Annotated in this window: 17 protein-coding genes; 7 read left to right on the plus strand and 10 right to left on the minus strand. The window is 55.7% G+C overall.

The window, feature by feature from the left end:
* Positions 1–13 precede the first annotated feature (13 nt).
* Together C7820_RS00615 and C7820_RS00620 are read left to right on the plus strand one after the other, a co-directional pair.
* The gene (locus tag C7820_RS00615) at positions 14–472 is read left to right on the plus strand and encodes a cupin domain-containing protein (protein ID WP_076169683.1); all 459 of its coding nucleotides are present in this window, start codon (positions 14–16) and stop codon (positions 470–472) included.
* 367 nt (positions 473–839) lie between these two features.
* The gene (locus tag C7820_RS00620) at positions 840–1,472 is read left to right on the plus strand and encodes a 50S ribosomal protein L25 (RefSeq protein ID WP_116229419.1); all 633 of its coding nucleotides are present in this window, start codon (positions 840–842) and stop codon (positions 1,470–1,472) included.
* Positions 1,473–1,652: 180 nt separating this feature from the next.
* Here the strand turns inward: C7820_RS00620 and abc-f are convergent, their stop codons facing one another.
* Both abc-f and C7820_RS34000 read right to left on the minus strand, forming a co-directional pair.
* On the minus strand, positions 1,653–3,626 hold the full coding sequence (gene abc-f, locus C7820_RS00625; RefSeq protein WP_116229420.1) for a ribosomal protection-like ABC-F family protein: 1,974 nt from the start codon (positions 3,624–3,626) through the stop codon (positions 1,653–1,655).
* A 90-nt stretch (positions 3,627–3,716) separates the two neighbouring features.
* The gene (locus tag C7820_RS34000; RefSeq protein ID WP_309545729.1) at positions 3,717–3,866 is read right to left on the minus strand and encodes an RAxF-45 family protein; all 150 of its coding nucleotides are present in this window, start codon (positions 3,864–3,866) and stop codon (positions 3,717–3,719) included.
* 271 nt (positions 3,867–4,137) lie between these two features.
* Between C7820_RS34000 and C7820_RS00630 the strand changes: the two genes are divergently transcribed.
* The 4 genes from C7820_RS00630 to C7820_RS00645 all read left to right on the plus strand — a co-directional run bounded on the left by C7820_RS00630 (position 4,138) and on the right by C7820_RS00645 (position 12,294).
* Positions 4,138–5,211 (plus strand): undecaprenyldiphospho-muramoylpentapeptide beta-N-acetylglucosaminyltransferase, encoded by a 1,074-nt coding sequence (locus C7820_RS00630; RefSeq protein WP_116229421.1) that lies wholly within the window; start codon positions 4,138–4,140, stop codon positions 5,209–5,211.
* Positions 5,212–5,354: 143 nt separating this feature from the next.
* Positions 5,355–8,675 carry a DEAD/DEAH box helicase gene (locus tag C7820_RS00635; protein WP_116229422.1) on the plus strand — a complete coding sequence of 1,107 codons (3,321 nt, stop codon included), beginning with the start codon at positions 5,355–5,357 and terminating at the stop codon, positions 8,673–8,675.
* Positions 8,676–8,900: 225 nt separating this feature from the next.
* Entirely contained in the window at positions 8,901–9,983 is a 1,083-nt protein-coding gene (locus tag C7820_RS00640) for a hypothetical protein (protein ID WP_116229423.1), read from the plus strand.
* A gap of 370 nt (positions 9,984–10,353) precedes the next feature.
* On the plus strand, positions 10,354–12,294 hold the full coding sequence (locus C7820_RS00645; protein ID WP_116229424.1) for a DUF2207 domain-containing protein: 1,941 nt from the start codon (positions 10,354–10,356) through the stop codon (positions 12,292–12,294).
* 221 nt (positions 12,295–12,515) lie between these two features.
* Here C7820_RS00645 and trhO read toward each other — a convergent pair whose 3' ends face one another.
* Entirely contained in the window at positions 12,516–13,418 is a 903-nt protein-coding gene (gene trhO, locus C7820_RS00650; protein ID WP_116229425.1) for an oxygen-dependent tRNA uridine(34) hydroxylase TrhO, read from the minus strand.
* 471 nt (positions 13,419–13,889) lie between these two features.
* On the opposite strand from trhO, the gene C7820_RS00655 reads away from it, so the two are divergent.
* Complete coding sequence (locus C7820_RS00655) at positions 13,890–15,590, plus strand: DUF4127 family protein (RefSeq protein WP_116229426.1); 1,701 nt, start codon at positions 13,890–13,892, stop codon at positions 15,588–15,590.
* A gap of 164 nt (positions 15,591–15,754) precedes the next feature.
* Here C7820_RS00655 and C7820_RS00660 read toward each other — a convergent pair whose 3' ends face one another.
* The 7 genes from C7820_RS00660 to C7820_RS00690 all read right to left on the minus strand — a co-directional run bounded on the left by C7820_RS00660 (position 15,755) and on the right by C7820_RS00690 (position 24,978).
* A complete protein-coding gene (locus tag C7820_RS00660) occupies positions 15,755–16,600 on the minus strand; it encodes a carbohydrate ABC transporter permease (RefSeq protein ID WP_116229427.1) in 846 nt (281 codons plus the stop codon).
* A gap of 27 nt (positions 16,601–16,627) precedes the next feature.
* Positions 16,628–17,530 (minus strand): carbohydrate ABC transporter permease, encoded by a 903-nt coding sequence (locus C7820_RS00665; protein ID WP_105444443.1) that lies wholly within the window; start codon positions 17,528–17,530, stop codon positions 16,628–16,630.
* A 93-nt stretch (positions 17,531–17,623) separates the two neighbouring features.
* Positions 17,624–19,006 (minus strand): ABC transporter substrate-binding protein, encoded by a 1,383-nt coding sequence (locus C7820_RS00670; RefSeq protein ID WP_116229428.1) that lies wholly within the window; start codon positions 19,004–19,006, stop codon positions 17,624–17,626.
* Positions 19,007–19,254: 248 nt separating this feature from the next.
* Positions 19,255–20,547, minus strand: a complete 1,293-nt coding sequence (locus C7820_RS00675; RefSeq protein ID WP_116229429.1) for an extracellular solute-binding protein — start codon at positions 20,545–20,547, stop codon at positions 19,255–19,257.
* Positions 20,548–20,576: 29 nt separating this feature from the next.
* Positions 20,577–21,560 (minus strand): substrate-binding domain-containing protein, encoded by a 984-nt coding sequence (locus tag C7820_RS00680; RefSeq protein ID WP_116229430.1) that lies wholly within the window; start codon positions 21,558–21,560, stop codon positions 20,577–20,579.
* Between the two features lie 5 nt (positions 21,561–21,565).
* Positions 21,566–23,365 (minus strand): cache domain-containing sensor histidine kinase, encoded by a 1,800-nt coding sequence (locus C7820_RS00685; protein WP_116229431.1) that lies wholly within the window; start codon positions 23,363–23,365, stop codon positions 21,566–21,568.
* Positions 23,362–24,978 carry a response regulator gene (locus tag C7820_RS00690; protein WP_116229432.1) on the minus strand — a complete coding sequence of 539 codons (1,617 nt, stop codon included), beginning with the start codon at positions 24,976–24,978 and terminating at the stop codon, positions 23,362–23,364. Before C7820_RS00690 ends, C7820_RS00685 begins: the two co-directional genes overlap by 4 nt.
* Positions 24,979–24,989: the final 11 nt, after the last annotated feature.

Below are 24,989 nucleotides of genomic sequence, written 5' to 3' on the forward strand. Positions count from 1 at the left end.
AAGAAGGCTTACGATGACCGAGAAACTGCTGTCGCCTCTGGTGAAAACCTTTGACATGCTGCCCCATCCCGAGGGCGGGTGGTACAAGGAGTTATGGAAGGCGTCCTTTGAAATCCCGAAAGACGTGCTGGATCCCAAGTATTCGGGTTCGCGCCCTTCGGCGACTTCGATTTATTTCCTGCTGCATCCGGAGGAATCCTCCGCGTGGCACCGCGTTTATTCCGATGAATTGTGGCTGTGGCATTCCGGCAGTCCGCTCGAGCTGCTGCTCGGAGGCGATGGGGAACAGCCGGGCGGGGAGACCAAAATCATTTTGGGAATGGACGTCGAGAACGGCCAGGTGCCGCAGGCGCTCGTTCCGGCTAATGTCTGGCAGGCGGCCAAGCCGCTGGGCGACGAGCCGGTGTTCGTCTCCTGCGTCGTTTCCCCAGGCTTTCATTTTGACGATTTTACGATGATATCCGGAAAATAAAACCTTCGGCAGCGGCATGTCCCGCTACGCCGGGCCAGCCCAAATCCCTCACGGTTGCAATGACCGATGCGGGATTTTTTGTGATATTGGAAAGGATAACGTTCAGGAGCCGGGCATTTTTATAGCGTTAGAGTCAAGCTACAGTTAAAAACCGTCTAGCTTCCTTCAAAGGACGCTGTTAGACGTTTTGTTTAGATATACTGCTCCTTCCTTCGGTGTACTCCGGGCTAAGCAGCGTACTCCGTTTGCTTCAGATGCAGCCGGCTGTTTTGCGCTGCAAGGTTTTGATTTCGCCAAAAATGGGTAATACATAGATATGCCTGTGTACTGCAGGGGACAGATTAAATATCAGAGGAGGTTGTAAAAGATGACATCTCATTCTCTTACAGCAGAACGAAGAACCGACACGAAGCATTCGAGCCTGCGCAGCTTGAGACAAAGCGGACGCATTCCGGCGGTGGTCTACGGGACACAGACCGAGAGCATGCCGGTCAGCGTCGATGCGAAGGAGCTGGCCAAAGTTGCCAGAACAGGCCGGTCCGAAGTGTTCAAGCTGAAGGTGGAAGGCTCGTCGGATCTGGACGTGATCATCAAGGATTACCAGCGCAAAGCCGGTGAGTGGATGCATGTGGACTTCATGCACATCTCTGCCAACAAGCCGATCAAGGTTCGCGTTCCGATCGACTTCCAAGGTACGGCTGCCGGCACCAAGGTGGGCGGCGTGCTTCAGCATCAGGAGACCGAGCTTGAAGTCGAGGCGCTTCCTGCAAATCTGCCATCCGCGATCACCGTGGACGTATCGCATATGGAAATCGGCGACAAGCTGGTAGCCGGAGACATCCAGCTGCCATCCGGCGTAACGCTCGTAGCCTCACCGGAAGAGCTGGTTGCTTCCGTAACGGCATCCCGCATGGCGACGGAGGCCCAGGCTGCGGACGAATCCGTGGCAGCGGAGGGAGAAGAAGCGGCGGAAACCGCTGCAGAAAACAACAACGAATAAAACATCTTATCATATACATGCTTGTACAGGAAAACCCCTGGTCGTTCACGACCAGGGGTTTCTTTGCATGAGGCATGTGTGAGATGCACTGCCCGTATACCCACTTGGTGAAGTGAGTGCACGGTTGTTTGTGTACTGCCAATCGCCTTTGTACGTTTCACTCGTATACGTATCACCTGTTTATGCGTCCTGCAGCTCCAGCCACTCCTCATACGCCGCGTCCAGTTGTGCCTGGAGCTGCTCCCTCTCCGCATGAAGCTGCTGCAGGCGCCCCAGATCCGAGGCGGTGCTTTCCTCCAGCATGTCGGCGTCGATCTGCCCCAGACGGGCCTCAAGCTCCTTGATCGACTGCTCGAGTGAAATGGAAGCAGAGGCATCGCTTTTCCGGGAACGCCGCTCGCCGTTATCGGCGCGCGCAGCAGCCGGCTTGGATACCGGCTCCTTGCCCTGGCTGCCGGCTGCCGCGGCCTTTGAGCCAGCCGCCTCTGCCTTCCGTGCCTGCGCCGCCGTTTCGGCTTCGCTCAGCTTGCGGATTTCCTGTTTGTAATCCTCGAAGTTACCGATGAAGGAACGGACCCGCCCGTGATCCAGGCTCCAAATTCTGGCCGCCAGCCTGTTGATAAAATACCGGTCGTGGGATACGCCGAAGATGGTGCCGGGGAACTCCTCGAGCGCCTCTTCCAGCGCTTCCCTGGCGTCAATGTCCAAATGGTTGGTCGGTTCGTCCAGAATCAGCAAATTCGGCTTCTGCTCCATCAGGATGGCGAAGCGCAGCCGCGTCCACTCCCCGCCGGAGAGGCTGCGGATGTCTTTGAATACATCGGCGCCGTAGAACAGAAATCGCGCCAGTCGGCCGCGGGCTTCACCTTCCTCGATGCCGGCCTGCTCCCGGTAGTACTGAAGCACGTTCTGCTTGACGGATTCCGGCGTTTCCTCTTGTGCGAGGTAACCGATGCTGACGCGCGAGCCGACGGCCACGCTCCCCTCGGTCGGTTCGAGCTCGCCCAGGGCCAGCTTGATCAGCGTGCTCTTGCCGCTTCCGTTGCCGCCGAGCAGCATGACGGTTTCCCCGTACCGGAGCGTTTCGTTTACGCCTTTGAACAAGGTGCGCGTGCCGTACGATTTGCCCAGCTCCTCGAACACGAGCACCTGCTTGCCGGAGCGGTCTTCCTGCTGCAGCGACAAATCCATCGTCTTTCGTTCAAGCACCGGCCGCTTCAGCTTCACCATACGGTCGAGCGCCTTCTGCATGGAGGCGGCACGACGGTGGAACCCGGCGTTCGGCGGGTTGGACCGGTTGCCCCACTCGATCAGCTGCTTGATGCTTTCCTGCATCTTTTTGATTTTTTTCTGCTGTTCCTGGTAATCGGCAAACTGCTGCAGGAGCCGCTCTTCCTTTTCCTTCTGATAACCGCTGTAGTCGGTGTGGTAGGTAAAAGCTTCCCCGTCTTCAATCTCGACCACCTTGGTCACGAGCTTGTCGAGAAAGTAACGGTCATGCGATATCGTAAGCACGGTGCCGCGGTATTCCTTCAGGAACTGCTCCAGCCATTCGATCGCCGCCATGTCCAGGTGGTTGGTCGGTTCGTCCAGCAGCAGCACATCAGGCTGCTCAAGCAGCAGGGAGGCGAGCCCGATTTTGGTTTTCTCTCCGCCGGAGAGGGAGGCGAAGGGGCGGCTGTACTGGCCCGCCGGGATGCCAAGGCCGCCGGCGATGCGGTCAATGGTCGCTTCCATTTCATATCCGCCGGCTGCTTCAAAGCGTTCCTGCAGCCTGCCGTATTCGGCGAGCCACTGCTCCTGCTCTTTGCCGCCGGAAGCGGAGGAGCCGGACATCAGCGCCTCCAGCTCACGCATCCGCCGCTGCCATTCAAGCGGCGCCGCAAAGGCGCGCAGCAGGATGTCATACACCGTTTCGCCGTCTCCGGCTTGGGGAATTTGGGCGAGGAAGCCAAGCTTGGCGCCCCGCGAAATGGAGATTTCGCCTTGGTCCGGCTTGTCTCCGCCGTTCAGCAAGTGGAGCATCGTCGTTTTTCCGCAGCCGTTGCGGCCGATCAGGGCCGCTTTTTCCCCTTCGCGGATTTCAAAGGATACATCGGACAGAACGAGCTGGGCACCATGGTATTTTTGTATGTTTTTGCATTGAATCATCATCGTATTTTCCTCCATAGATGCCGCATCTACAGAAAAAAACCGCAGGGAAATGTCCCTGCGGCTTGAACGTTCAACGCTTATCCGTTGAAGTTAAGGTAGGAGCGGCATTTCGCAATTTTGTAAAACAACCGGGTTGTTAAAAATGGACAGACGGATCCCGTTAACGGGAACTCTGTAAAAAATGCCGGACAAGATCATCGGCAGTTGATTGATCCGGTCGTTTCCAAAATTGCGTTCCACTTCTACCTCACCTCCCTGTTAAAAAAGTTAGCTTTATTGTATCCACAACGAGTGCTAAAAGCAAGCAATGGATGAATCATTTTATGAAAATGGCCATATAACCCTGATCAGAACCCTCAACAGGCTTTGGATGTGTGGTCCCAATTCGGCTTCGGGCTGTCGAAAGGGTGTCGGTGTTACGGCTGATTTGTAATAGCGGGACGGGCATTTATCTCCAGACCGGCATTATAATACAATAAGATGCAGTGGTTGAAACGAGTGGGAGGGGCCTATGAAGAAAAAAATAATGTTTACCGGCGGAGGGTCCGCCGGACATGTCACGGTCAACCTGGCGCTGATCCCGCTGTTCCGGCAGGAAGGCTGGACGGTGGAATACATAGGCTCTGTCAATGGGATCGAGCGGGAGCTGGTGTCGCCGCTGCCGGACGTGGCGTATTTTCCGATATCGACAGGCAAGCTGCGCCGGTATTTGGACTGGCAAAACGCCAAGGATCCGTTCCGGATCGCCAAGGGCGTCTATCAGGCGTACCGTCTCATCCGCCGCCGGAAACCGGATATTGTATTTTCCAAAGGCGGGTTTGTATCGGTGCCCGTTGTCATCGGTGCCTGGCTGAACCGGGTGCCGGTTATCATTCACGAGTCGGACATCACGCCGGGGCTTGCCAACCGGATTGCCATCCCGATGGCTGAAGCGGTGTGCACGACGTTCCCGGAAGCGGCTGCCCATATCGGCAAGGGCAAGGGCCGCCATGTCGGCGCCGTCATCCGGAATGAGCTGAAACAGGGCAGCGCTGCCGCCGGACGGAAGCTGTGCGGGTTCAGCCCTGGGAAGCCCGTTCTGCTGGTGATGGGCGGCAGTCTTGGCGCGCAGAGCATTAACCGGGCGGTGCGCCAGGCGCTGCCTGAGCTGACGGAAGCTTTTCAAGTCGTGCACTTATGCGGGAAAGGGCAGCTTGATCCGGCGCTGACGGTTCCCGGCTATTGTCAATTCGAATACATTCGCGATGAACTGCCGGATGTGCTGGCGATGTCGGACCTGGTGATCACCCGTGCCGGCTCCAATTCGATCTTTGAGTTTCTTTCCTTGCGAAAGCCGATGCTTCTCATCCCATTGACCCGGCAGCAAAGCCGGGGCGATCAAATCCTTAACGCGCATTCGTTCGAAAAAGCGGGTTATGCCGAAGTGCTGGAAGAGGAAGGTCTGTCTCCGCAAACGCTGCTCGAGCGGGTTCGGGCATTGCATGCCCATCGGGATGCCTACGTATCGGCCATGGCGAGCGGCCAAAAGACGGACGCGCTTGCGGAAGTATTCAAGCTGATCAAAGAAACCGCAAAGCACCGTTAAAGGCAGTCTTCACCAAGGGAAAGAACCTTATTTTACCTGAACGGATAGAGAACAAGAGTTCTTAATTTTTCGCTTTCTGAGCCGAACTATGGTATATTGAGTACACGAGATTTTGGGACAGGAGACCGGAAAGGACGGAAGACATGCTGGCTTTTACTTCACAAAGAATCAGATCATTATGCGGCGCATCCGCCTTTAAACGGGGTGAGGAATACTGCGCCTACGGTCAGGTCATGATCGTGGAACGCGATGATGACAACCGTTACATTGAGGCGGTAGTGCAGGACGAGGATATATACCGGGTGGAGGTCGATATCGACGGAGCGGACTTCAGCGCAACCTGCCACTGTGCGGGCTTCGGCGGATATTATCCTTACTGCAAGCATATCGCCGGCGTCTTGATCTATCTGCTGGAAGAAGAAAAAGGCGGGGCGGACCGGCTGCAGCCGCGGGGGGAAGTCGTCCCGATTCCGACGCCCGCGGTATCATCCAGGGACGTGCGGCTCACCAGCGGACTGATTGAGCTGTTTGAGCAGATGGCGGACAGCGAACGGCTGAAGACCGGCCAGAAAGCGGCGAGCGTGCTTAAGGAAACGCTGGCTGTGGAATGGATCTGCAAAGTGACGGACGAGTATCAGCCGGAACCGAAATTCCGGATCGAGATGAAGGTCGGACCGAACCGGCTGTACGTCGTGCAAAATATCAGGCAGTTTCTGCTTCACATCGAGGAAGGGAGAAGCCTGCCCTTTACCAAGCTGTTCACATACAGCCCGAAGCAGCACACGTTCCGGCCCGAGGACTGGGCGGTCATCGACATGCTGATCCGGATTTGCGGCAGCGAGTTCGCGTATGATGAAGCAGGCCGCTCCATTCCCGGCTACGCAGCCTCGGGCAGCCAGCGGATGTTGACGATCCCGCCGCTGGGCTGGAACGAGCTGCTGCCTTTGCTGGTCAAGGCCGGGGCCGCGATGGAGCGCGAGTATGCTTCGCCTCAGCCGATTCAGCTGGGTGAAGGCCAGATACCGCTGTCGTTCCATGTGGGCAGCATCGATAGCAACGACGCCTATCACCTGGAAATCAACGGGCTGAAGCGGGTCGTCGTGATGACCGCGTACGGCTGCGCAGCTGTTGACGGCACGATATACCGGCTGCCGGTGCGCGACCTGCTCCTGCTGTCAGAGATGAAAACCTTGATATACCGCTATGACCATAAGCGGATTAACATATCACCGCATCAGATGGACGCACTGATGGAGAAGGTGGTTCCCGGCCTGCGGCGCATCGGAAAGGTCGACATGGATGCCAGCGTCCGGGATCAGCTGGTGCAGCCGGATCTCGTGGCCAAGCTGTATTTGGACCGGGACGAAACCGAGCTGACAGCAAGGCTGGAATTCGTGTACGACGGGGTTGTGATCGATGCGTTTGCCGATACGGATGCCCGGAAAGACGGCGATTTTATTCTGGTCCGGGATACGGATAAGGAGCGGCGGATGATCGAGGCGTTAAAAGGGACAGACTTTGTGCAGAGCGGACGCGAAATGGTACTGGACCTGTCGGAAGAAGACAGCGTATACGACATCCTGTTTCATTTGCTGCCGAGGCTGGAGAAATGGGTCCAAGTATACGCCACTCCCGCCGTCAAGCAGCTGATGCACAATCCGAACAAGCCTCCGAAAATCAAGGCGGACACGGACCATACGACCAACTGGCTCGAGATCAACTTTGAGCTGGACCATGTGAGCGACAAAGAAATCCGCAAGCTGCTGCTGAGCGTGATCGAGAAGCGGAAGTATTATCGTCTTCCTGGCGGTGCGTATGTGTCCCTGGAAAAGGAAGCCTTCCAAACCTTCGGCGAGCTGTATGACGAGCTCGGGATGAAAAAAGGCGATATTACCGGCAGCCGCATCCATCTTCCTCTGGTCAAGGGTCTGCAGCTCCGTGACAAGGAAGGCCGGGCTTATGGAGTCCAGATGGGGAAATCGCTGCGGCAGCTGATTGATCATATGACGCATCCCGAGCAGATGGACTTCGATGTTCCTGAGGAGCTTGCCGATGTGCTCCGGGATTACCAGCGGGACGGTTTCCAGTGGCTGAAGACGCTCGGCCATTACCGGTTCGGCGGAATTCTGGCCGACGACATGGGGCTGGGCAAAACGCTGCAAAGCATTGCGTACATTGTGTCCGAACGCAGGGAGAAGGAAGGCGGGCACCTTCCGGTCCTGATCGTATCCCCTGCATCGCTCGTATATAACTGGGAGAGCGAGTTCCAAAAATTCACTCCGTCCGTTCAGGTTCATGTGGCTCTTGGCGCGCGGAAGGAGCGCAGCGATTCCCTGCTTCGCATAGCGGCTGCGGGTGCAGAGACCGAATCTCCTAACAGCCTTGCTGCGCAGCAAGCGGACGTAATTATCACCTCTTATCCGTCCCTCCGCAAGGATATCCGGCTGTACCGGGAGATGGGCTTCAGCACCCTGTTTCTTGACGAAGCCCAGATGATCAAAAATTACGCGACGCAGACCGCCCAAGCGGTGCGGGAAATCCGTGCGGAGCGGCGGTTTGCGCTGACGGGCACGCCGATCGAAAATGCGGTGGATGAGCTGTGGTCGATTTTCGAGGCGGTATTCCCGGGTCTTTTTACGGGTCAGAAAGCTTTCCGCGGCCTGACCCGCGGCCAGATCTCCCGGATAGTGCAGCCGTTCATTTTACGCCGGCTAAGGGCCGATGTGCTGGACGAGCTGCCGGAACGGATCGAGACCGTTCAGCGCTCGGAGCTCAGCCTTGAGCAGAAGAAGCTGTACGCCGCTTACCTTGAGGAATTCAAGGAAGAGACGATCCGTGACCTGGAGATGGAGGGGTTCCAGAAGAGCCGGATGAAAATATTGGCCGGCATCACGAGGCTCCGTCAGCTGTGCTGCCATCCCTCGCTGTTTGTGGACGGGTACGAAGGTCCTGCCGGCAAGCTCTCCCAGCTGCTGGACGTGGTCGACGAATGCCTCAGCAGCGGGCGGCGGATCCTGATCTTTTCCCAGTTTACGAGCATGCTTCGGATCATTCGCAGCGAGCTGGGCCAGCGGGGGATTCCGGTCTTTTATCTGGACGGGCAGACTCCGGCCAAGGAGAGGGTGGACACCTGCTCGCGGTTTAACCAGGGAGAGAACGACGTATTCCTGATCTCGCTCAAAGCGGGCGGGACGGGGCTGAACTTGACCGGAGCGGACACGGTCATCCTGTACGATTTGTGGTGGAATCCGGCGGTGGAAGAGCAGGCCGCGGGACGCGCCCACCGGATGGGGCAGAAAAACGTGGTTCAGGTGATTCGCCTGGTGACGAAGGGCACCGTGGAGGAAAAGATGCTGGAGCTGCAGCAGCGGAAGAAGGATCTGATCCGCGAAGTGATGGAGTCGGCGGATGATTCGGTCACGACCTTGACTGAGCAGGAAATCCGCGAGCTGCTTGCCTTATAGAGAGCCGTTTTATTTCATGGAAGTACCATGAACCGGACCTGGGAGGGGCCGGTTTTTTTCTTGTCCAGCTGCGAGAACCGGCTGAGCTCCTTTTGATCCCGATAAATTTTCAAGAAAAGGATGCAGGAATATGAACGGCAATGGCGAAATTTACCTCTATGGTTTAGTATAAATGACCTATTACTTGTGATCCATTCACGGACTTGGGAATGAGGAGAAGAATGTATGCGAAATCGATACAATTACGGTATCCTAACCAATTCAGGGCCTCATCTGTACAGCATGGATACAGGGGGAAGCCGCGAACAGGGCACAGATTCGCCGCCTGTCAGCGGATATATGCCTCGTGACGAACATGCGGCTGCGTCAGCGGCAGCAGACTCTATAGCCTCTCTTTTTTCTACCACACCGACCTACAGCAGCGCTTATCTTAAGCGCCGTGAACTTATAAACCGGCAGCAGGGGCAGACCGCCTGGAACGAGGCGGAAAAATTAGCGTTTGAGGCCGATTGGTACGACAATCAGCTGGAGTGGATCGCGACGATCGATCAAACTTACGGGGAGCCGGTATTCTGGGATGTTCTTGCTGCCATGGCTCCTCCGTTCCCGAGAGGGGAACAGGGACCGAAAGAGAAGCTGGCTGAGGAGAATTTAGCTGCGTTCCAGCCGACCCGAATCCAGAAGCTCCTCAAGCAGGACGCCATGATCCGGGAGGAGCTCGAAAGGCAGGTTCAGCTGGCCCGGGAAGAGGATCGTAAAGACTATCTGGCATGGAAAGCAGCCAACGATTTTGCACACGACATCCTGGACGGCAACCGTACCGCCTATTTGCGGGTTCTGGAAGAGATGGCCCCGCTGCAGGAATTGACGATGCTGGGGAGCGGCCTCGAGTTCAGCGTCCGAAGCAGCTCCGAGGTGGAAGTGGAACTGGATGTCAATTCCCAGCAGGTGATCCCGCGCGAGGCGAAAGTCCGCACCGAGGCGGGAGTCGCTTCGCCTGAACTGTCCGTCCCCGAACGCAATGACCTGGAGCTGAAATACATCTGCGGCTCCGTCCTCCGGATTGCAGGCGAGCTGTTTGCCCTGCTCCCGCTGGAGTCGGTCGTCGTGCAGGCGAGGGACACCAAACTGAACGGAAAGACCGGGCAGGAGGAGTACATTACGGTGCTGTCGATCCGCATCGAGCGGAAATTTTTTGCCGGCTATCATGCAGGACGTGAACGCTGCCTGGAAGCACTGCTGCACTGCTCTCACCGGATGGAGTACGACCCCGGTACCGGTTTTGAACCGGTTGACGACCTTCTATAATCAGCATGTTCATTTACTGTAGGCTGCCTTTGGGTGACCGACCTTTTGTGTCGGTTGATCATCCGAGGCAGTCTTTTTTAGGTTATAAACGCATAAAATGAGCGCTCTGTCCTCCAATGAACACATACCGGAAGACGCTGAAAGTATGCGACGGAAGACGTATATTTCAACAATAAATGGCGAAAAAACTCATATTTTGGTACCATATGCACTTGTTTTCCACTAGGGGGCATTTGTTAATATAATAGAAAACGTCTATGGCAGCCGCTGTAACCGAAGAATACAGATCTTTGAATGACAGGGAAGCGGCATTTTGAATCTATGCATAGTCAGTAGAGAGAGTAAGAAGTATGGAGATGGGAGTGAGCGCATGAGGAGATGGTGGCTACTGCTGGGCAGCCTAGTCCTGGTCCTTGGGATAACCGGCTGCGGAGACAAGAAGAGCTACTCGATGGACCGCGTGGAATCCAGGGCTTACCTCGGGCCGGATGGAGACTTGTATGTCGAAGAACTGTTTACGTATACCTTTAAGGGCAGCTTTAATGGAATGACGCGTGCGATTGATCGGGCGGATCAGAAGGGGGTTGAATTTTTTGAAGCTTATGTACCCCCGGAACATCCGAAGCTAGGCAGTTTCTCCTACGAAAACTTGCAGCGGCTGGATGTCCAATGGGACGACGACAATGATACGTATTACATATACGATGCCGCGCAGAACGAAACGAAACAGGTCTATTACCGCTACCGGATTGACCATGCGGCGGTCAGGTATGGCGAAACGGGCAAGCTGGAATGGAGCTTCTTCAAAAATAACCAAGAGGATCTTCACCAGGTGTCCGTCGACTTGTTTATGCCCGGCGATTATAAGAACGGAGACGTTCATGCCTATTTGCATGACCGTTCGGGCGGGAAGATTACAAGCGAAGGCCCGCCAGCGGTTCACTATGAAACCGATGATTTGAAGAGTGACGGCACGGCGCATATGGTGGTCTATTTTCCACCGGATCAGCTATCCCAAATGACGGCTTCCGAGGAACAGGTTTCTTTGCAAAAGCAGCTGTCTGCCGAGCAGAAATACCAGGACCGGCTTGCCGCCCGTGACGATCGAATGAACGCCATCCGTCCGGTTGTGCAAGTCGGCATGGCTGTTTTCATTGTAGGTGCGCTGCTGTACGCTTTGTCGTGGAGAAAAATTTCGGCCTGGCTGCGGCGCGGGGACATCACCCGGCAGGACATCGATGAAGCGGATCCGCTGCTTCTCATGTATATGCTGCGCAAAGGCCGGTTAAAAAGGGAAGATTTCATGGCCGGATTGTTATCGCTGCGGCAGAAGGGTTACGTGACCGTGAAGCAGGTCCCGGCTTCCAAACGCTTCCAGGAAGAGCCGACGGCTCCCGAATTCACGCTGCTGTTCACCTTTACGGGCAGGATGGACCAGCTCAACCCGGCGGAGAAGCATCTTGTCGGCTGGCTGTTCGAAGAAATCAACGGCAGTCTGATCTTCAAGCTGGATTCCTTGGCGGGACCAACGTTTAAGGAGCGGCAGAGCGCAAGGATCGTCAAGCAGTACCGGGCAAAGTCGGTTAAGCATGCCGACCGGCTGATGAAGTGGATCAGGCTGCTGTCGCGTACCCAGCCTTATTCGGGGCAGGTCCGGCCCAATCCGCTGCTGAAGCTGTTCATTCCGCTGACGGCTGCGGTGAATTACGGCCTGCTGCTGTATCTGCTGTACACCGACGCGGCGTCCACGCTCATGATCGTGCTGACCGCCGTGCTGCTTGGTGCAGGAGGGGTATGGGCGTCCATCCGTTTCCGGAATAAACTGTGGATCTTCCTGTATCTGCTCGCATGCTTTATTATGGGCTCCCAAATCGTGCATGATATTTCGGGCGACTATCTGATCCTGACGGTATGTTCTGCCCTGTTTGTATGGAGCATTCCCGTTCATGTGCTGTCCTGGGAGACGCATCGCTATCGTTATGCACTCAAGGCACTTCGGAGTACGCTCGGAAAAGGAGAGATGTCCTACGCAGGCGAACCGCTGGAAACAGAGCAGGCCGCGGAGTATGCCGCCCTGCTTGGCACCGTTCCGCGGTACATTAAACACCGTAAGCAGACCGGAACGTCAGGCGCCGCCTTGGCCGCAGCCGTGCCCGCATTATTCAGCGTGGAAATTATGGAATCCTTGAATTATACGCAAAATCACCTGCTTCTGAAGCCGATGGGCATCGGAGGAAGCAGCAGCAGTTCCTCGTCCAGCTTCAGTGACGGCGGGGGAGGAGGCGGAGGCGGGGGAACCGGCGCGTTCTAGCATACGCCAAATCGTCCAACTGCACCGCCCAAGGAATAACGGTAACGATTGAGATTACCACGTAAATCCGCTGCAGCCCGTTCCCTGGCATTCGAGGGACGGGCTGTTTTTATGCCTGGAGGATGGAAGAAAGCGGCTTTCCGCCCGCTAGGTATTAACAAAAAAACGGCAAGCTCCTCTTAGAGAGAGGAACTGCCGTTTTTTTGGATAGGCGGACCCGATCAGTTGGTCTTGGCCGCCATGATGACGTCCCGGCACTCGTCGGAGCAGAAGGACTGATGAATCTCTTCGCACTCTTCGCAGCAAACATGCTGTTTGTTGCAGGTCGGGTTGGCGCAGTTGATATAGCGGTCATGCGTTTTGCCGCAGTGGATGCACTTGGCGATCACGACATCTTCTTCCGTACGGTTGATCGGCACCGAAATGCGCTCGTCAAAGACGTAGCATTTGCCGTCCCACAAATGTCCTTTGACTTTAGGGTCCTTGCCGTATGTTACGATGCCGCCCTCAAGCTGGGCAACATCCTGAAAGCCTTCTTTGATCATGAAGCCGGTCAGCTTCTCGCAGCGGATGCCGCCAGTGCAGTAGGTCAGAATTTTCTTGTCCTTGAACTGGCTCATATTGTTGCGAATCCATTCCGGAAATTCGCGGAACGACTCGACATCCGGACGGATGGCGCCACGGAAATGTCCGATTTCGTATTCATAGCTGTTGCGGCCGTCCAGGACGATGACGTCATCCTGCTGAAGCAGCTCATGGAACTCTTCCGGAGACAGACGCTTCCCGCCGATGACGTTGGGATCAAGCGGCTCCTCGTAACGGAACGTGACGAGCTCCTTCTTGTGACGGACAAAAATTTTCTTGAACGCATGGCCTTCCGACTCATCGATCTTGAAGACGATATCAGAGAACAGCGGATTCGCTTTCAGGTCGTTCATATACTTCTCGGTTTGTTCCACGGTGCCGGACAGCGTGCCGTTGATGCCTTCAGAGGCGATCAGAATGCGGCCTTTGACGCCCAGATCTTTGCAATACTGCAGATGCTCCGCAGTGAACTGCTCAGGATCAGGGATGTTGACGAATTTATAATATAACAAAATACGGTATTCTTGCTTCGTTGTCATTGCTTCTTCACCTGTTCTTGTAAATTTACCTTATATATTGTAGATGAACAGGGCATACATAGTCAACTTGAAAGTATAGTAAGTAACCGGAGGATTCCTAATAGCTTAGCTGAAAGAGTCAATTTCGATGCGGCCTATAGATGAGAATGAATCGGAGAAATACTGGTAAATGCTCCGTCTGCTTGCAAAATTTAGAGGGTGGCTATCCTTCTCGATGGAGGAATAAAAAACCAAATATTATATTGCGTATCGTAACGGTATATGATATTATGGGTTCACGGATCCGAATCAGCCGAAGATGGAAGGTGCCTACTCTTTAAGAACGATGCGGCAGCGTCGGATATCCGGAAATCCGATACGGCTGTCCATGGAGTAAGCTTTCCTTCGGCATGATAAGCCATCTTGAGTTTAACCGTATTCAGCAGCGCCGCGTAATACGACAAATCAAGCATGCAAAGGAGATGTTCTCTTATGAAAAAAGTGCTTTATGTACCGCTGGACGACCGTCCTGCCAATTTTGATGATGTGATCGTGCAGGGGAGATCCGCAGGAATTCAGCTGATTGTCCCCGACAGGGAGGATATTGCCAATCGCCTCGATTCCAAGGCCGTGGCCGAAGACGGCCAATTGGTGAGCACCTCATCGCCCACGTACGGAAAGACGCGGAATATCCGCCGATTTATCAGGGAACACGCCGCTCAGGCAGACGGATTTATCATTTCGACGGATATGCTGGCCTACGGCGGGTTAATCGGCAGCAGACGGCTTCGTTCAAGCGCGGGCGGCGACTATCCTGATTACGACCCTGAGACTACCAAACTGCTGGACGTCGTTCGGGAAGTGAAGCGGGCTTACCCGCGTAAGCCGGTCTATGTGCTGGATACGATCATGCGGCTGGCGACCACGGTGTTTGTGGAAGGCCTGACCCAGGCAGCATACGATGAAGCCAGAGCCTTTGCCCAGCAGCCGCGGGCGGCCGCAACCACGTTCGAGGGCATTTTGGAAGGGTATGACACAAAGCCCGACGGCACTTCGTTTGGAGAGCCAACCCTTTTTGACAAAGAGCAGTACTATAATGCCAGAAGGCATAAATTCAAGACCAACCGGTATATCATTGAACGCCTCGTCCGTGAAGGATACGTGGATTTTCTCGCTGTGGGGGTGGATGACTCCTATACCCAGGGAGTACAGGCCAACGAAATTGCTTACCTGGAAGCCTTTGTGAATGAGCATTTGGGCGGCACCGATGGCCAGAATCCGGACAAAGCGATCATTCTCCCCGATGCCGATGCGCTGGGATATTCGCTGCTGGGCCGGATGGCGAAGGAGCTTCACCGGTACAGCTCCCGTCCGAAATACGGCGTCAAATATTTTGGGCCGGACGGGTCGACCATCGTCAATCCTTACGAGTATATGAGCGTGCACGATAATATCCGGCATCATGTGGACATCGTCGGCGGGGAGTTCGTTGACACGGCAGCCTATGACATCGAAATTGTGGCGGTTACCAGCGCCAGCGAGATCGGCGCCGCCGTGAGCCGGATGGAAGCGAACAGCGCCGGCCGGATCCCGACGCTGGTGATTGATTTTGTCGGGGGAGGCGCCGCCGATGCGACCGTAACCGAAGCGCTGCTCGACAGCGTGTCCACCGGACAGCTTCTGGGATACAGCGCGTGGAACACGGCCGGCAACAAAATCGGCATGGCCCTCGGCATGGCCCAGGCCCGATTCGTATACCTTGGCACGGAGAAGCGGCCGCCAGCGCTGAAGGAGGCAGTGAATGCACACGGATCGCTGCTGTTCAAGCGATTCCTCAAGGACTACTACTATAAGAAGATCACGATTGCCGAAATCCGGACGTATTCGCGGGCACACACCCTATACTCCAACGTACCGTATGCGGACCAAAACATTCGCCTGTTTAACTCGCCGGCAGACTATAAGGTTCTGGTCGAGATGCTTCGCGAACGCATGCAGGCGAACACGAAGACGCTGGCTGCCAGAAAGGCATTCGAGCTCGGCGTGTCGCAGAACGTATGGCGGATCAATCCGTCCGGATGGTCGTATGCGACGTATGCTTGCGCGTCTCTGGACTACGACAATCCGGCATTCATTTGGGAGCGGGCGTTTGAGATTACGCTGGGGCCGGAAGTGACGCTGAAAGAGTGCTAGGGCGGGAAGCGACTGGCGGCTCGTGGTGGCTGCCGGCATCCGGTGCCAGCGTGAGCACGGATACAACCGCATAGCTTGCTGCCGTGCAGGACCAAAACAAAGCCCGGGGATTCCGGGCTTTTTTGTGTACGTCTGTGAGCGATGTAACCCGGCAAAACCCGTGATCACTTGATGGCCCCGGCCGTTATTCCGCTGGCGATCTGCCGCTGGAAGAACATGTACATGATCAGGACGGGGACGATGGTGATGAGCAGACCGGCGAAAAGGGGGCCCCATTCGGTACGGTACTGCATCTGGGCCTGCATCATTGCGATGCCGACGGGCAGGGTATAGTGCTTCGGATCGTTGACCAGAATCGTGCCGATAATGTATTCGTTCCAGATGTTCAGGACGTTGACGATGCCCACGGTAATGAGCCCCGGCTGCGAGAGCGGCAGCATCACCCGGAAGAAGATGCCGAAGTAGGACGCTCCGTCCATGGCGGCGGCTTCCTCCAGCTCTTTGGGCAGGCTTTTGAAAAATCCGACGAGCACGAAAATGCCAAACGCAATCAGCGTAGAGGCATACACCAGGATCAGCCCCAAAGACGAATTTGTCAGATGCATGGAGTTCATCAGGAAAAAGAGCGGGATGAGCGCCAGGCTGAACGGGATCATCATGGAGGCAATGTAAAGCAGGAACAGCGCCGTGCTTCCCCGGAAGGGGTAGCGGGCCAGAACGTAGGCGGTGGTGGCCGACAGCAGCAGCCCGAGCAGTGTTGAACTGATCGTCACCACGACGGAGTTCAGGAAGTAATCGCCGAAGCTGAACTCCCGCCATACGTAGCTGAAGTTGCTCCACAGCAGCGGAAAGTCCGGCAGGGACCAGGGCATTTTGCGGAAAAATTGGTCGTTGTTTTTCAGCGAGTCCAGCAGGGTCCACAGCAGCGGATAAATCACCGATATGCCCCACAGGATCAGGATGGCGTAAAACACGATTTTGACCATCGGATTGGAAAGGCCTGATTTCATTATTTGTTCCTCCTGTGCCTAGAAAAATCAGCTGATTTCGATCGTTTCCTGGCGCATGAGCCGCTGCAGGATGACCGTCGTGATCATCGATAAGACCAGAATCAGCACGCCAATGGCCGCACCATAGCCAAAGTGGTACTGCGTGAAGGCCATTTGATACAAGTAGGACCCCATGACCTGGGTGGTGTTGTCCGGCCCGCCGTTCGTCATAATCATCACGATGACAAAAGAGCCGTTGAGCGTGGTCATCATAATGTTGAGGATGGACACCTTCATCTGTTCCCAGATCAGCGGCAGCGTGATATGGCGGAATTGATGCCACTGGCCAGCGCCTTCAAGGCTTGAGGCCTCGTAGTAGGATTCCGGTATCCCCTGAATCGCGGCGATCAGGAGAATCATATAGAAGCCGATGCCGGCCCAGATGGCGGGCGGAAGCAGCATCCAGATCGTGTGACTGGTGAAGCCGAGCCACGTAATGTCCACTTTGTCTTTGGTGAACAAGGACAGGAAGGAGTTCAGAAAGCCGATTTGCGGATTATAGATAAAATTCCAGAGGACGCCGATGACGACGACGGAAATGACGTTCGGAATGAAAAAAATCGAGCGAAAGAAATTGGCGAGCCGAAATTTGAAGCGGGTCAGAGCGACCGCAAAAAACGTCGCCAGAATCATGATGCCGATAATTTTGCCCGCGACGAGAAAATAGTCGTTGCCCATCCCGATCCAGATGATGGGGTCGTGAAGCATCTCCTTGAAATTGTCCAGGCCGATAAACGTTTTATTGTCCGAGGAGCCGGACCAGTCATACAGCGAGTAATACATCGCCTGCAGTACGGGGTATACCGTAAACACGCAGAAGAACAGGAACGTGGGAATGATGAAGGTTGCGATAAACAGGTTGCGCTGCCAGGCGTTCGTCCCCAATTTCATCTTCGTTCTCCCTGCCTTTCACCTAAAATGTACGGAGGATAACAGAGAGCGTTCATCCCCGTCATCCTCCGCGTTTCCTGCCGGTCTATCGCATTATTTTTTCACTTTCTTGGCGACGTCCACGACGCGCTGTACCCACTCTTCCGGCGTGATTTTGCCGATGGTCAAGGCATCCGTGGCATCCTGCATCGCCTTATCCACGTCCGCGTTAAAGGTAATGGACGGAACGACGACAGTGTTGGAATCGGTTAAATACCGCGCTGCATCTTTAACATGGCTTGGCGCGCTGGAGCTGCTGATGTCGCCTTTGATGTTGGACGGAGCGCCGCTCAGCTCGGCCCACTGCGAAGCCTGGGCTTCGGAGAAGATGAACTGAAGGAATGCTTTGGCCGCTTCCTTGTTTTTGGCGTTCTTGGCGATCGCCACGTTGGCGGTGGAAGTGTTGGCGACGACTTTGCCGCCTGAATCCTGCGTCACTGATGGAATGAAGCCGAAGGAGAATCCGCCCGGGACGTCTTTGGCCATTTCGTTTGGCAGCCAGAGGCCGTTCGGGATGAAGGCGTCTTTGTGCTGCAGGAACAGCATTTGCGAATCCGTATGGTTGATCTGGATGGAGGCTTTGTCGATAAAGCCTTTGTCGCGAAGCTCGACGATTTTGTTCAGTGCGGTCAGCACGGCGGGCTGCTGAAAGGCTTCCACTTTGGAATCGGCCATGTCCTGCAGAATGGAAATATCGTTGTTGTTGGCGGATACGATCGCTGGGTACAAAATCGCACCGTTGATGTAGTACGGATATTTGCCGGTATGGATAAACGGAGTCACGCCCGCTGCTTTGATTTTGTCGCTGACGGCCAAGAAGGCCTGCCAGTCTTTGGGCTCTTCCCAGCCTTTTTCCTGGAAGAGGGCTTTGTCCCAGAACACGCCCCAGGAGTTCAAAACGAGCGGGATGTCGTAGACCTTGCCGTCAAACAGCTGCGGCGGCTGCGCCAGAATGTCGCTGATTTTGGTGCCGTCGATGTTCGTGGCGTCCTTCATCCAATCCGTCAGGTCCTCCAGCTGGCCGTCCTCCACCATTTGGCGGTCGTTCAGGTTCGGTCCGTCAATATACACGAAGTCCGGCGGATTGCCGCCGACCCAGCGGGGCTTCATCTGGTCGTTGATTTTCGGCCCGCCGCTTTCTTTAACGTTCAAATCGGGGTTGGCCGCTTTAAAGTCGGCGATGACCTTTTTCCACCACTTGTCGCCGTAGCCGCCGACGAAGTACTGGATTTCAAAGTCTCCGGTCAGTTTTTTGGTGCTGTCATCGGTCGTCGTGTTCGAGCTGGAATCGGTGTTGGTCGTTGTGGCGGTCGTTGAGGAGGACGCGTCTTCGGTTTTCGTCGAAGTGGACGAGTCCTTGGAGCCGCATCCGGCCAGCGGGGCGACGATCATCAAAGCCGCAAGGCTGAGTGCCGCCAAATGTCTCTTGAACATCATAAAAGCTAACCCTCCTTAAGTGATGGTGCAACGCCATAGTGGTTGTCTATTTTGGATTACAGCGCCTAAAACCATCATAAGGATTCGGGGGGAGAGGCTCTATTGAATATCTTCCATGAATTCTTTGTTATTTTCTGTTCGTGGGGAAAAAAGGAGGGATAATCTTCTACTTGGGATGAGGCGGGAAAATGTGAGGTTGTGGAGCGTCCCCGTCGCAGTGCTGCTGCGCCGCTGCCGCCTTCCCCTTACTACGATCCATGGACCTCCTTCTGCACCTTCTCGGCGTAACGCTGCAGCTCGTCCAGCGCCTCCTTCGGCGAGACGTGGTCGTGCAGGACCGCGTCGCCCATTTTCCGAGCGGTATCCATGATCGACTGCCATTCCGGCTGCTGGATCGGATAAAAGCTGGATTTCCGCAGCTCCGCCAGACGCTGCTTCACCATGGGATCCGCTGCCGACAGCTTGGCTCCGGCCTCCTCCGTCACGGGCAGGAAGCCTTCCTGCGCGATGATTTCCTCATACACCGGGCTGGAATACAGATAATCCAGGAACGCGGAGAGCGCCTCCTTGTTGGTATGGTCTGTTTTGAACGAGACCAGGTTATCATGCACGCCGAACAGGAGCGGCTTGCGGCCGTCCTTGACGGGAATAGGGCCGGTGCCCCACTTCAGATTCGGGAACTCCCTCGGCATGACGGTGCCGAAATAATTGCCCGAAATCATCATCCCCAGTTTTCCGTCCCCAACAATGCGCTGCTTCTCGTCCCGGGTGGTGACGGTCGGCTCGGGATCGGTTAATCCTTCGTCGTACAGGTTCTTCAGAAAGGCCAGGCCCTCGACGTTTTCCGGCGAATTGATCGTCCATTTCCCGTCACGGAACCATCCGCCGCCTGCCCCCAGGAAGAAATAAGAGAGATAGGCCTGGATTTCGTTATCGCTCAAATCGACGCCGAAGCCGTGGGCCTTGCCGGTGTTTTTGATTTTGAGGGCGTCCTTTTTCAGCTCCGACCAGGTGGCCGGTGCTGCGGATATGCCAGCCGCCTCGAACAGGTCCCGATTGTAATACATATTCCGGGTGGACGAAACGTACGGAATGGCATACTGCTTGCTGTCCCACTGGTCGAGCTTCATCAGGTCCGGATAAAATTTCCGCTTCAGCTCCGGCGAAATGATCTCGTCCATGTCGTTCAGGAGGCCGTCCTTCGCAAAATGTGTGTACACGTTCGTGTTCAGCAGGTCCGGCGGCTGATTTTTACTGATCATCGTAGTATAGATGCCGTCGAGGATGTCCCAGTTGGCCACCTGCAAATTGATGACGATCGACGGGTTCTTCAGCATGAAGTCCTGCACCAGGCTTTCGAGCAGGGGCCGCGTCTCCGAGCTGTACTCGGAGGCGACAAAATTGATGAGCGCAGTCTGCTCCTCCTGCGGCTTCATCACCGGTTTGGCATCTTGCGGGCCGGAGCAGGAGAGAAGGAGCGCCGGAATGCCCAGCAGGCAGAGGGAGATCCCGGCAAGCCGGGCCAGAAAACGGGAAGTCATCGGCTCTCGCACCTTTCGATGGTTATTGTTTATTTATCGATAAATGGAAAGAGGAGTTTCTGATTTTCCGGGGAATACATGTTGGCCTTGGTGACGACGATCGAATTGGTGTAGGTTTCCGGCTTGACCTTTTTGCCGTTGATGAGGTCGAGCACGGTCTGTACGCCCAAATATCCGATGTTAAAAGGCTGCTGCACGACGGTCGCGTTCAGGGTGCCTTCCTCGAGCAGCCGGATTTCACTGGCGGACGTGTCGAAGCCGATCAGCTGGACAAGCCCGGTCCGATGGGCTTCCTTGACCGCTTTGGCGGCGCCGAGGGCCGCGGATTCGTTCAGCGCGATGATGGCGTTCATGTCGCGGTGGTCCCGGATCAGCGTCTTGGCGATCAGGTACGAACGATCCTCGGAATCGGAGCAGTAAAACGTGCCATAGATCGCCGAGGACGAGGCCTCAAGCGCTTGGCGGATGCCCTTTTCCCGCTCGGCCGATACGCCGGACGTCACGAAATCGCTGATGATCACCGCCCTTAGCGAACCGCCGGTCTGCTCCAGCGCCACTTTGCCGGCCTGGACGCCGGCAGTGACATGATCGTTCGACACGAAGGCCGGCGGCGATTTCAGGCTGAGTGGCGTATCGATAATGACGAGCGGGATGTCCTCATCCTGGATGTTCTTGAGCTCGTCCATGATGCGGTCGTCGTTGATCGGGGCGACGACGACGGCCTGCGGCTTCTGCTTGAGGACGCCCTTCAGCAGCTGGAGCTGCGACTCGGCGTCCGTCTCCTGCAGCGGGCCGGTGATGCTGATGCTGGCCCCGGCCTCCTTGGCGGCCGCTTCGGCCCCGGCGCTCACCGTCTGCCAGAATTCGGAGCGGATGTTGTGCTCCTTGAGGATCACCGTCACGCTTCGCTCCTGAGGGGGCGTCGGAATAAACAGCTTGAAGTATAGGATGATGTAGACGCAGGATATGACAAAAATGATGGCCAACAGCAGCGTGGCACGTTGTATGCGCATGGGTGCTACTCCTTCATTTTGGGGATGGTGATGGTGACGCAGGTCCCTTCTTCCAGCTCGCTGCGGATTTGGATGCCGTAGACGTCGCCGAAGTAAAGCTTCACGCGCTCGTTGACGTTGGCAATCCCGATGCCGCCGGATTTCGTCGGGCCGGAAGTCTTGCCCTCCGGCGGGTTCCAGATCTGCCCGATTTGCTCCTCCGTCATGCCCAGTCCGTCGTCCTCCACTTCAAATTGGATCATCTGGCCCAGGTCGCGGGCCCTTATGACGATTTTTCCCGGTTCGGGCTTGTTGCGGATGCCGTGATAAATGGCGTTTTCCACAAAGGGCTGCAGCAAAATTTTGAGCGTCATGAAACCTCTGATTTCCTCCGGCACGTCGATGTCGTATTCCAGCTGCTCGTTGTACCTCATCTTCTGTATAAGCAGGTAATTGGTGATATGCTCGACCTCCACCTTGATCGGCACCAGCTCCTTGTCCTTCGTAATGCTGGCGCGGAACAGTTTGGCCAAAGCCGAAGTCATCAGGACGACTTCCTCGTGCTTCTTTTGCTCGCCCATCCATACGATCGAATCGAGCGTGTTGTACAGGAAATGCGGATTGATCTGCGATTGGAGCAGCATCAGCTCGCTTTTTCGTTTGTTCTCCTGGTTGTGGATGATTTCCTGCATCAGGTTCTTGATCTGGGCCAGCATCAGATTAAACGACCGTCCGAGCTGGCCGATTTCGTTCGGCTGGTCGATCTTCGTGCGGATATTGAAGTTGCCGCGCTCGACCTTTTTCATATCCCGCTGCAGAATGCGGATCGGCTTGGACATGCGGTATGACAGCACGAGCGACAGCAGCAGGGAGAAGAGGATGCCCATGATGGCGTACAGCAGGATGGACCTGCGGATCGTGCCTTCGTTCGCGATCAGGTCGTCCGCGTAGGCCACGCCGACGATTTTCCAACCGAAGTTCGTGTCATGAACCGAGTAGACGCGCTTGCCCTTGTCGTCGTTGATCGTGAAGGAGGTACCGCTCTTGGCACCGGTGACCTTGGCGATCTGCTCCGTGCGCAGGTTGCTGTAGATCAGCTGCTGCTGCGGGTGGTAAATGATGTTCCCGTTCTGGTCGACGATAAACACGTAGCCCTTTTTACCCAGGTTAATTTTGCTGCAAATATCGTTGATGATGCTCAGGTTCAGGTCCACGAGAAAAATACCCTCGCCCCGGATCCCGTCCGTGCTCTTCAATTCGCGGCTGAGGGAGACGACCCACCGGTATTCGTTCTGGATGACGTTCTGCACGTGAGGCGGCGAAATGACGGATTGTCCGCCCTTGCTCTTTGCTCCCTTGTACCAGGACTGGTCCTCCAGCTTGGTGTTCGGGTTGAGCAGGGTAATCCGGCGGTCGGACACGTAATGGCCGTTATAGCCGAACACCATGATGGCCGAGATGTCCTTGCGCGAGTACAGGATGGCCTGGAACAGGTCGGAGATGCGTTTTTCGTACGGCCGCCGGTCGCTTGTGCTGATAAACGTGTTGTTGGAGATGTAATACTTGACGTCTTTGTTGGTCATGGCCAAGAGGCTGATATTTTCCATGTTGTCGATGTAAGACTGGATGTTGGAGTTGACCTGCGTGATGATTTCCTGGACGTAGCTCTCCGAATTGGTCTCCATCGCGGCGACCGACAGGTTGTAGCTGTTCAGGCTGATGACCAGGACGGTAATCAGGATCAGGCAGGAGAAGGTGAAAAAGATGCTCGACTGAATGCTTTTAAACGGCAAAAAAGGAAGGAGGGAGGCGCGCTGTCTGGTCATGGCTGCGGGTGCTCCTTGGCCTGCCTGTCGCGGAATTCCCGCGGCGTCATGCCCGCATGCTTTTTGAAAAGGATGCTGAAATAGTTCGGGTCATTGTAGCCGACCTGACCGGCGATTTCGTAAAATTTGAGTCCGGTGTGTGCCAGCAGCTCCTTGGCTTTGTCCATTCGGGTCCGGGTCAGGTACTCGACGAAGGTTTCGCCTGTATGCTGCTTGAAGACGAGGCTGAAGTAGCTGGTGCTCATCAGGACGTGGCGGCACAGGTGCTGCAGCGAGATGTCTTCGTCGGCATAATGCGTCTCAATGTAGTCGACGGCCTTGCGGATCTGCATACGGGTCAAATGATGGCGGTTTTCGGCAACGGCGTTCATGACGGAGGTGACCGTCTGCGTGAGCCAGGCTTCGATTTCGTCGAGCGTTTTGTATTTGTAGACGTCGGTCAGCAGGATCGAGCGTGGTTCGTGCAAGCCCAGCTCCTGAATGGTGTTCATGAGGGAAAGGATGACCTTTTGGATGTGAAAAATGCACGAATCCATCGGTGCCATGCCCTGTTTCAGGTCGCAGACGAATTCCCGAATCAGCTGGCGGATTTCCTCCAGGGAGCCGGTCTTGACGGCGGATGCCAATTGGCGGTCCCAATCCGGGCGGAGCGTCTCGGCGAGGGCAGGCCGGCTCTCCATGTCCAGCAGGCTGATCACCCGGTTTTTGCCGAGCAAAAAGCGGTAATCCAGCGCGGAAAGGGCGCTTGTGTACGATGCGGGAAGCTGCTGCACTGCCTGTACAGCTTGTCCGACGCCGATGGTAACGGTGAACTTTAAATATTTGTGAATGTAGAAGCGGGCTTCTTCGGCCACCCGGAACGCCTTTTCGTACACATCGGTATCCTCGGCGCCGTCCGAGACGATCAGGGCGATGCGCTCCTCGCGTGTGCGGAACAGCAGCAGGTCCTCACGGAGGGCGATTTCCTCGAACAGGTTGTAAGCGGCGTAGCGTAGAATTTCCGTGTCCTGCCCGCTCTCCCTTTGCAGGGGGCGGGAGCCGAAATCGTCGATATCAGCCACCATGGCCAGGCATGGCGAAGCCAGCGGTGTCAGGCCGAAATAGCGGAAGCGCTCCTGTGCTTCCTCCGCTTTCATCCCGGTAACGACGAGCCGCTCCAGGAAGCGCTCCTTCAGGAGAGGCAGGCTCTGCTTTAGCTGGCTGTAGAGCCGGCTGAAATCCTCGCGCCTGCGGGTCTCTTCGTCCATCTCTGCCTTGACCTTCAGAAGCAGCTCGCGGATTTCCTGGGCAGTAATCGGTTTCAAAATAAAATCGGAAACCTTGAGGCGAATGGCCTGCTGCGCGTATTCGAACTCGTCGTAACCGGTCAGGATGATCATTTTGATATGCGGATATTTGGAGCCTGCAGCGGCCGTCAGCGCAAGACCGTCCATAAACGGCATGGAGATGTCCGAAATGATGAGATCCGGCATGTTCAGATCGATCGCCTCCAGCGCCTCGCGGCCGTTGGCATAATCGCCGATCAGCTCGAAGCCGAGCTCCTGCCAGCCGATCGTTCGCTTCAGCCCGTCGCGGACAACCGCTTCATCGTCGACGATGAATACTTTGTACATGGTATGCCCCC

It is taken from the genome of Paenibacillus sp. VMFN-D1, from assembly GCF_003386155.1.
Taxonomy (GTDB): Bacteria; Bacillota; Bacilli; order Paenibacillales; family Paenibacillaceae; genus Paenibacillus_AQ; species Paenibacillus_AQ favisporus.